At 70.3% G+C, this 8,498-nt stretch carries 8 protein-coding genes; 5 read left to right on the top strand and 3 right to left on the bottom strand.

The window, feature by feature from the left end:
• Nucleotides 1–581 (bottom strand): FKBP-type peptidyl-prolyl cis-trans isomerase (locus ACR807_RS39700; protein WP_438926694.1); only part of this gene is annotated, 581 nt, incomplete at its 3' end.
• Between the two features lie 222 nt (nt 582–803).
• On the opposite strand from ACR807_RS39700, the gene ACR807_RS39695 reads away from it, so the two are divergent.
• The 3 genes from ACR807_RS39695 (at nt 804) to ACR807_RS39685 (ending at nt 3,233) form a co-directional block, all read left to right on the top strand.
• On the top strand, nt 804–1,811 hold the full coding sequence (locus ACR807_RS39695) for a hypothetical protein (protein WP_438926693.1): 1,008 nt from the start codon (nt 804–806) through the stop codon (nt 1,809–1,811).
• Nucleotides 1,812–1,817: 6 nt separating this feature from the next.
• Nucleotides 1,818–2,465 carry a hypothetical protein gene (locus ACR807_RS39690; RefSeq protein WP_438926692.1) on the top strand — a complete coding sequence of 216 codons (648 nt, stop codon included), beginning with the start codon at nt 1,818–1,820 and terminating at the stop codon, nt 2,463–2,465.
• Nucleotides 2,466–2,537: 72 nt separating this feature from the next.
• Complete coding sequence (locus tag ACR807_RS39685; protein WP_438926695.1) at nt 2,538–3,233, top strand: HD family phosphohydrolase; 696 nt, start codon at nt 2,538–2,540, stop codon at nt 3,231–3,233.
• Nucleotides 3,234–3,237: 4 nt separating this feature from the next.
• Here ACR807_RS39685 and ACR807_RS39680 read toward each other — a convergent pair whose 3' ends face one another.
• Both ACR807_RS39680 and ACR807_RS39675 read right to left on the bottom strand, forming a co-directional pair.
• Complete coding sequence (locus ACR807_RS39680; RefSeq protein WP_438926691.1) at nt 3,238–3,939, bottom strand: hypothetical protein; 702 nt, start codon at nt 3,937–3,939, stop codon at nt 3,238–3,240.
• Nucleotides 3,940–4,044: 105 nt separating this feature from the next.
• The gene (locus ACR807_RS39675) at nt 4,045–4,968 is read right to left on the bottom strand and encodes a heme o synthase (RefSeq protein ID WP_438926690.1); all 924 of its coding nucleotides are present in this window, start codon (nt 4,966–4,968) and stop codon (nt 4,045–4,047) included.
• 258 nt (nt 4,969–5,226) lie between these two features.
• On the opposite strand from ACR807_RS39675, the gene tkt reads away from it, so the two are divergent.
• Nucleotides 5,227–7,320, top strand: coding sequence for a transketolase (gene tkt / locus ACR807_RS39670; protein WP_438926689.1), 2,094 nt, complete (start codon nt 5,227–5,229; stop codon nt 7,318–7,320).
• A 22-nt stretch (nt 7,321–7,342) separates the two neighbouring features.
• Nucleotides 7,343–8,455 (top strand): transaldolase, encoded by a 1,113-nt coding sequence (tal, locus tag ACR807_RS39665; protein ID WP_438926688.1) that lies wholly within the window; start codon nt 7,343–7,345, stop codon nt 8,453–8,455.
• The last annotated feature ends 43 nt before the right edge of the window (nt 8,456–8,498 follow it).

Here is an 8,498-nt window from a genome sequence, read left to right as displayed (position 1 = left end):
TCCACGACGAAGATCAGCGTCTCGCCGGGCTGGATGTCGCCCTGGCCGTTGGGGTAGCCCTTGTCGGAGGGGACGACGAGCAGGCGGCGCCCGCCCTCCTTCAGGCCGATGAGGCCCTCGTTCCAGCCCTTGATGACGCTGGCCTGCCCGATGTTGGTCAGCTCGAACGGCTGGCCGCCGTCCCACGACGCCTCACGCGTGCGCTGGTCGCGGAACGTCGCCAGCACGTAGTGCAGGGAGGCGGTGGAGCCCTGCTTGATCTCCGCGCCGGTGCCCTCGGTGACGTCCGAGACGACCAGGCCGTCCTGCGGGGTGCAGCCGGTGGGGACGGTGATGGTCGGCTTCTCGCCGGGCGCGCCGGTCACCCCGTACTGCGACACCTCGCACGGCGGGCCGCTGGGCTCGGCCAACTCGGCCTCGCTCGTGCCGGTCTGCCCGGTCGGTTCGGCCTGCTGCTGGGCCGTGGCGCTCGGGGTGTTGGTCTGGGTGGACGGGCGGTCGCTCGCGGTGCACGCGGTCAGCGCCAGACCGGCGGACAACAGGGAGACGATGGCCAGGGCCGTACGGCCGACAGTACGCATGGTTGCCGATGTTATGGGTCGGCCCCGGACGCCACACCGCAGACCCCACCAGCAGGCCCAACGCCGGTCACGGTGCGCTGTCGTCGATCTCCGAAATTATCCGCAAATGTGCCACTAATTACCGCTTCCGTCGTTGCGTACGCGCGCGTACAGTAACTGCGCGCACTTGATCGGATACCGAGAGCATTCGTCCGTTCAGGTGGAGGCCAAGGAGGTGACATCGTGTCCGCGGAGCCGCGGGGCGTCCGCAGCAACCTGTTGCAGGAATTGTTCTGGACCCGAACGGGTTTGCTCCTGCTGATCCTCGTCGTGATCTCCGGCATCTGCTTGACCATTTCCAGCGCAGTGGATCAAGGAATGGCGAGGACGCTCGTCACCGCGCTGGGCACCGGCACGATGGTGTCCGCGGTGGTCGGGTTCGGGCAGACGCTCATCACCAGTTCCGCGACGCAGCGCGCCCTCGTGGCGCCGGTCGTCGAGGAGAGCCGGCGGGCGCTGCGCGAGCTGACCAGCGAGTACCGCGCGCTCGACCGCGAGTTCTTCCCCAGCCACGTGTTCGAGCCGACGGCGAAGCCCGACCCGGTGTTCAACCAGGTCATGATGCAGGACCTGGAGCGGACCCGGCTGTACGTGTTCCGCGGCTTCGCGGGTCGCTACGCGGCCTGCCGGCTGCTGCTGTCGCAGACGGAGTGCGAGCTCAAGGCCGTCCTGGCCGATCCCCGGGACGGCGACGCGATCAGCGGGCGCGCCCGCTACCTGCTGCGGCACGAGGGCGCGGACGGCGACTACGACACGATCGTGGCGCGGCTGCGCGAGCAGATCCACGTCGGCCTGGTGGGCCTGTTCCTCGCCCGCGGCCGGTGCTCGCGCATCGACCTGACGATCGTGTCCGACCCGCCGCTCGACCGGCTGGAGCTGTTCGACGACAGCGCCTGGCTCACGCTGTACAGCAACACCAGCGCGGGTGTGGTACGTCTCTACCCGCGTACGTTGCGGTTCACCGAGGGGTCGTTCATCTACGGGATGGAACGCACCGAGTTCCTGCGCATCAGCAATTCCAAGGCGGGGCTCCACATCGTCATCACGCCCGGCACCAACCGGTCCGACTTCCTCGCCCTGTTCGAGAAGATCACCGGGACACCCCTCACCGAGGACGGGTTCCGGGAACTGGAGGAGAAGTTCCACCGGTTCCGCAAAGAATTCTCCGCCTTCGCTCAGTTGGGGAGCTGATAAGTCGTGCCGACCGAGTCAACCGGGTTCTCCGCCCTCGCGGAGCTCGCCACGCTCATCTCCGTGGCCGACCCCCCTGTCGTCGACCACTGGGGACACGTCGAGAGGCGTTTCCGGGAGTGGGCGGACCGGCCCGGGCTGCGGGAGGGGCTGCGCGAGCACCTGCGCGCCCTCTCGCCGCAGGACGAGATGCGCGTGGTGGCCAGATCGCGCGAGACCACGACCCACTTCGCGTGGTGCCTGCGCGACGAGCCCGCCGAGCCCTTCACGTTCTGGCTGCACGAGTACAAGCCGCAGTGCGACTGGCGGCAGGGCTACGCGGACTCGATCCACAACCACCGCTACCACTTCTGCACCACCATCGTGCAGGGCTCCTACCTGCACGAGCGCTTCACGGCCGAGGTGGACGACGACGACCTGGCGATCCTGTCCACCACCCTGCTGCGCAGCGCCGAGGCGGTGGAGGGCAACTCGGGCACGATGCTCGCGCACGAGTTCCACCGCATCCCGAAGGCCGCCGACGACACCCTGACGTTCCTGGTGAAGTCCCGCGCGGTGCGCCCGTGGAGCCTCAGCTACGACCCGGACACCCGCACGAGCCACCGCCACGTGCCGGTCGAGTCGAGGTTGGAGGTGCTCACGAGGAGTCTTTAGACCCCGTCGCGGCCGTTCGCGCGCGCTTACCATCGGCCCCACCCGACACGGGAGGGCCCGATGAGCACTGCCATGACGAACACCACCACGGCGGCCGGCGCGGCGGCGACCGGCACGGCGACGACCTGCGGGGCGACGCTCTCGACGCGGTCGATCACCGAGGTGGAGCGGGAGGTGTGGCGCCTGTGCCACGACCTCGCCGCCCGCCTCCAGTTCCACGGCTGGCACCACGTCAGCTTCGTCCGGGACAAGGCGGTCCACTTCGCCCGGCGCAACGGTTCCGACACCGCGCTGGTCGAGGTGGCCGCCCTCGTGCACGACGTGAACTACATGGTCCGGCGCAACTCGCTGCCCGTGGACGGGCGCAGCCTGAGGATGGACATCCTGGCCCGCGCGGGCGTCCCGGACGCGGTCGCGGCGCGGGTCGACGCGGTGGTCGAGGAGGCCGAGATGCGCACCCGCCACCGCGACATCTCGCCCGAGGCGCAGGCGCTGTCCGACGCGGACACCCTGTTCAAGGCGCTGCCGGTGACGCCGGTGGTGCTGGCGCCCAGGTACCTGGAGGAGAACGGCATCACGCTGCGCGAACTGGCGCACAAGATCGTCGGCGAGCAGCGCGGGAAGCACGACGCCGGGTACTACTTCTACGACCCGGAGGCGGCGGCGACCTACTCGCGGTGGGCGACGGCCAACCTGGAGCTGTGGTCGTGCATCGTGGAGTCGCTGGACGACCCGACGGTCAACGACCTGCTCACGGCCGTGTCCTGAGAGGTCAGTCCCAGACGACCAGGTCGAACTCGACGGCGTCCGCCGCGGCGGACGTCACGAGGACCCGCGCCCACCGGCCGCCGGACGTCCTCACGCAGAACGCGGTCCCCTCCCCCACCCGGTCCGCCGGGACGTGGGTGGTGAGCGAGGGGACCGCGGCACAGGCGTGGAGGCCGGGGCGCCCGGCGACCGGGGCCAGGTCCCGGGCGCGCAGGCCGTCCCGGTGCTCCAGGTCGGTGTCGGAGGTCGGGGCGTGGACGATGCCCGCGTTGTCGGCGTCGCGCGCGTCCAGGTCGACGGCCTGTCCCCGGCGCAGGATGACCCCCTGCTGGACGCGGAACTCACCGGAGCCCCGGCCGGCGGCGGACGTGGTGGTCGAACCGGTGCCCGGCGTGGTCGTGCCGGCCCCGACCGCGGCCGGCGGGCCGGGGCGGACGAGCACGCCGGAGGCCACCGCGCCGCCGACCGCGAGCAGGACGGGCAGCACGAACCGGAGCGGTCCGGGGTCCCGGCCCCAGCGGAAGAGGAGCACGACACCGGCGAGCGTGGCGGCGACGGCGGCGACCAAGGCCGGCTGCACCAGGTCTGCGAGGCCGCCGAGCACCGTGAGCAGCAGGCTCAGCACGCCGGCGACACCGCCGTACACCTGCCACCGGTCGACGGTCCCCCGCCGGAACGCGACCGGCTCCTTCTCCTGCTCGGGCATGTCCACACGCTAGCTATCCGCAATTATGCGGAAAGTGGGTCAAGCGGGCGAACACCGAGCGTGACCAGGGCCGGCGCGGTTACCTCGTCGGTGTGATCGGGAGGATCAGAAGGGCCAGCCGAGGACCGGCAGGCCGATCACCGCGTCCACGGCCAGGCCGCAGAACACGAGCATCAGGTACAGGTTCGACATGTGGAAGAACTTCATGGTGTTCGTCGACCCGCCGCGGCGCACGACGCCGTGCAGGCGGTGCGCGAACACCGCGAACCACACGCCCGAGGCGGCGGCGACCGCCAGGTAGACCCACGACGTCACCGGGGCCAGCAGCAGGGTGCAGGCGACCGTGATCCACGAGTAGATGACGATCTGCCGGGTCACCTGCTGCGCCGTCGCCACCACCGGCAGCATCGGCACGCCCGCCCGCGCGTAGTCCTCCTTGAACTTCATCGCGAGCGCCCACGTGTGCGGGGGCGTCCAGAAGAAGATCACGCCGAACATCACCAGCGCGGGCCACGCCACGGTGCCGGTCACCGACGACCAGCCGATGATCACCGGCATGCAGCCGGCCATGCCGCCCCAGATGATGTTCTGCGAGGTGCGGCGCTTGAGGACCAGGGTGTAGACGAAGATGTAGAACAGGATCGTGGCCACCGCGAACACCGCGGAGATCAGGTTCGTCGTCAGCCACAGGAACCCGAACGACACGACGCCGAGCACGATGCCGAACACCAGCGCGTTGCGCGGCGGGATCGAGTCCTTCGCCAGCGGGCGGGCGCTGGTGCGCTTCATCACCGAGTCGATGTCGGCGTCCACGTAGCAGTTGAGCGCGTTGGCCGACCCCGCCGCGAGGGTGCCGCCCGCCAGGGTGCACGCGATCAGCCACAGCGGCGGCAGTCCGCGCGCGGCGAGCAGCATCGCCGGGATGGTGGTGATCAGCAGCAGTTCGATCACCCGGGGCTTGGTCAGCGCCACGTACGCACCGACGACCTGTCGGGGCGACCGCGCCGGGGCCTCGGTGACGGCACTCATGACAGCGCGCTCCTCGTCAAGTCCGGTGGGGAATGAGCAGATCGTAACCGCGCGTTGCACGGGGAGCCCGTTCGGGTAGTCCCTGTACACACCGGCTACGCCTGTGCGTACACCCACAGAGCGTGAGTAGCACGTGCGTCCGCTGTCCGGACTAGGCTGGCCGGTGGACCTTGGGAACCGCGGATCGGGCCTGACGGACACGATTGAGTTCACCGCCAGCCGTCAACCGCCGCTTAGTGAGTTTGGAGCTGGAAGTCAGTGTCCGTCACCGATGACATCGCCCGGTTGACCGAAGCCCGCCTGCCCGACGACTGGACCGACCTCGACCGCCGCGCCGTGGACACCGCGCGGGTGCTGGCCGCGGACGCCGTGCAGAAGGTCGGCAACGGCCACCCCGGCACCGCCATGAGCCTCGCCCCGCTGGCGTACACGCTGTTCCAGCGCGTGATGCGGCACGACCCCGCCGACGCCGACTGGATCGGCCGCGACCGGTTCGTGCTCAGCGCGGGTCACTCCAGCCTGACCCTCTACGTCCAGCTCTACCTCAACGGCTACGGCCTGGAGCTGGACGACCTCAAGGCACTGCGCACGTGGGGTTCGCGGACCCCCGGCCACCCCGAGCACCGCCACACGCCCGGCGTGGAGATCACCACCGGCCCGCTGGGCCAGGGCCTGGCCTCCGCGGTCGGCATGGCGATGGGCGCCCGCCGCGAGCGCGGCCTGTTCGACCCGGACGCCCCGGTCGGCGAGAGCCCGTTCGACCACGACATCTTCGTGATCGCCTCCGACGGCGACATCGAGGAGGGCGTGACCAGCGAGGCGTCGTCCCTGGCGGGCACGCAGAAGCTGGGCAACCTCACGGTGATCTACGACGACAACAAGATCTCCATCGAGGACGACACCACGATCGCGCTGTCCGAGGACACCGCGAAGCGCTACGAGGCGTACGGCTGGCACGTGCAGGTCGTCGAGGGCGGCGAGAACGTCGCGGGCATCCTCCAGGCGCTGGAGAACGCCAAGGCGGAGACCGAGCGCCCGTCGTTCATCCTGCTGCGCACGATCATCGGCTTCCCGTCGCCGAACAAGCAGAACACCGGCGCGGCGCACGGCGCGGCCCTCGGCGCGGACGAGGTCGCCGAGGTCAAGCGCATCCTCGGCTTCGACCCGGAGCAGACCTTCGAGGTCTCCGACGAGGTCATCGAGCACACCCGCGCGGTGATCAAGCGCGGCGAGCAGGCCAAGGCCGAGTGGCAGAAGTCGTTCGACGCGTGGGCCGAGAAGAACCCGGAGCGCAAGGCGCTGCTGGACCGCCTGATCGGCCGGGGCCTGCCCGAGGGCTGGACCGACGCGCTGCCGTCGTGGGACCCGGACCCCAAGGGCGTGGCGACGCGCAAGGCGTCCGGCGAGGTGCTCAACTCGCTCAAGGACGTGCTGCCGGAGCTGTGGGGCGGCTCGGCCGACCTGGCGGAGTCGAACAACACCACCATGAAGGGCGTCGACTCGTTCGGCCCCGAGGGCATCTCCACCAAGATGTGGAACGCCAACCCGTACGGCCGCACGCTGCACTTCGGCGTCCGCGAGCACGCCATGGGCTCGATCCTCAACGGCATCGCGCTGCACGGCCCGACCCGCCCGTACGGCGGCACGTTCCTGGTGTTCAGCGACTACATGCGCCCGGCGGTCCGGCTGGCCGCGCTGATGAAGTCCCCGGTCGTCTACGTGTGGACGCACGACTCCATCGGCCTCGGCGAGGACGGCCCCACCCACCAGCCGGTCGAGCACCTGGCCGCGCTGCGCGCCATCCCGGGCCTGACCGTGCTGCGCCCCGGTGACGCGAACGAGACGGCCGCCGCGTGGCGCGCCACGATCGAGAACCCCGAGGGCCCGAAGGGCATCGCCCTGACCCGGCAGAACCTGCCGGTGCTGGAGGGCACCAAGGAGAAGGCCGTCGAGGGCGTGGCGCGCGGCGGCTACGTGCTGGCCGGCGAGGGCGAGCCGGAGCTGATCCTGATCGCCACCGGCTCGGAGCTCCAGATCGCCGTCGAGGCGCGCGGGGTGTTCGAGGCCGAGGGCGTCGCGACCCGCGTGGTGTCCATGCCCAGCGTCGAGTGGTTCGACGCGCAGGACGAGTCCTACCGCGAGAGCGTGCTGCCGTCCTCGGTCAAGGCGCGCGTCGTCGTCGAGGCGGGCATCGCCCAGCCGTGGCACCGGTTCGCGGGCGACGCGGGCGAGATCGTGTCGATCGAGCACTTCGGCGCCTCCGCCGACTACCAGACGCTGTTCCGCGAGTTCGGCTTCACGACCGAGAACGTCGTCGCCGCGGCGCGCCGGTCGCTGTCCCGGACCAAGTAGAGACTTCAGGGGAGTTGACGAGATGAGCAGCAATCCGCTGGCGCAGCTCAGCGACGCGGGTGTGTCGATCTGGCTGGACGACCTGTCCCGCGAGCGACTGACCACCGGCAACCTGGCCGAGCTGATCGCCGGGAAGAACGTGGTCGGCGTGACCACGAACCCGACGATCTTCGCCACCGCGCTGTCCAACGGCGCGGCCTACGACGAGCAGGTCCGCGAGCTGGCCGCCCGGGGCGCGGACGTCCACGCCACCGTGCGCGAGGTCACCACGACCGACGTGCGCAACGCGTGCGACCTGTTCCGCGACATCTACAACGCCACCGACGGCGTCGACGGCCGGGTGTCCATCGAGGTGGACCCCCGGCTGGCCAAGGACAGCGAGCGCACCGCCGCCGAGGCGCTCGACCTGTGGAAGACCGTCGACCGGCCGAACCTGATGGTGAAGATCCCCGGCACGGTCGAGGGCCTGCCCGCGATCACCCGCACGCTCGCCGAGGGCGTGAGCGTCAACGTGACGCTGATCTTCTCCGTCGAGCGCTACCGCAAGGTGATGGAGGCGTTCGTCGCCGGCCTGGAGCAGGCCAAGGCCAACGGCCACGACCTGCGCACGATTCACTCGGTGGCGTCGTTCTTCGTGTCCCGGGTGGACACCGAGATCGACAAGCGCCTCGACGCGATCGACAGCCCGAAGGCGAAGGAGCTGCGCGGCAAGGCCGCCATCGCCAACGCCGTGCTCGCCCACGCCGCCTACCAGGAGACGTTCGCGGGCGAGCGGTGGGAGGCCCTGGCGGCCGACGGCGCCCGCGCCCAGCGTCCACTGTGGGCGTCCACCGGCGTGAAGGACCCGAACTACTCCGACACCCGCTACGTCGACCAGCTGGTCGTGGCGAACACGGTCAACACGATGCCCGAGAAGACGCTGCACGCGGTCGCCGACCACGGCAAGATCGAGGGCGACACCGTGACCGGGCGGGCGGCGCAGGCGCAGCAGGTCTTCGACGAGCTGGTCGAGGTCGGCATCGACCTCGACGACGTGTTCGTCGCGCTGGAGACCGAGGGCGTCGACAAGTTCGAGAAGTCGTGGGCCGAGCTGCTCGACACGGTGACCGGACAGCTGGACCAGGCCAAGGGCTGAGGACGAGGACAACATGAGCCAGGTGATCTCCGTGGAGATCGTC

The organism is Saccharothrix sabaoui, from assembly GCF_051756985.1.
In the GTDB taxonomy this organism is placed as follows: Bacteria; Actinomycetota; Actinomycetes; order Mycobacteriales; family Pseudonocardiaceae; genus Actinosynnema.
This window is presented reverse-complemented; position numbering and strand designations above follow the sequence as displayed.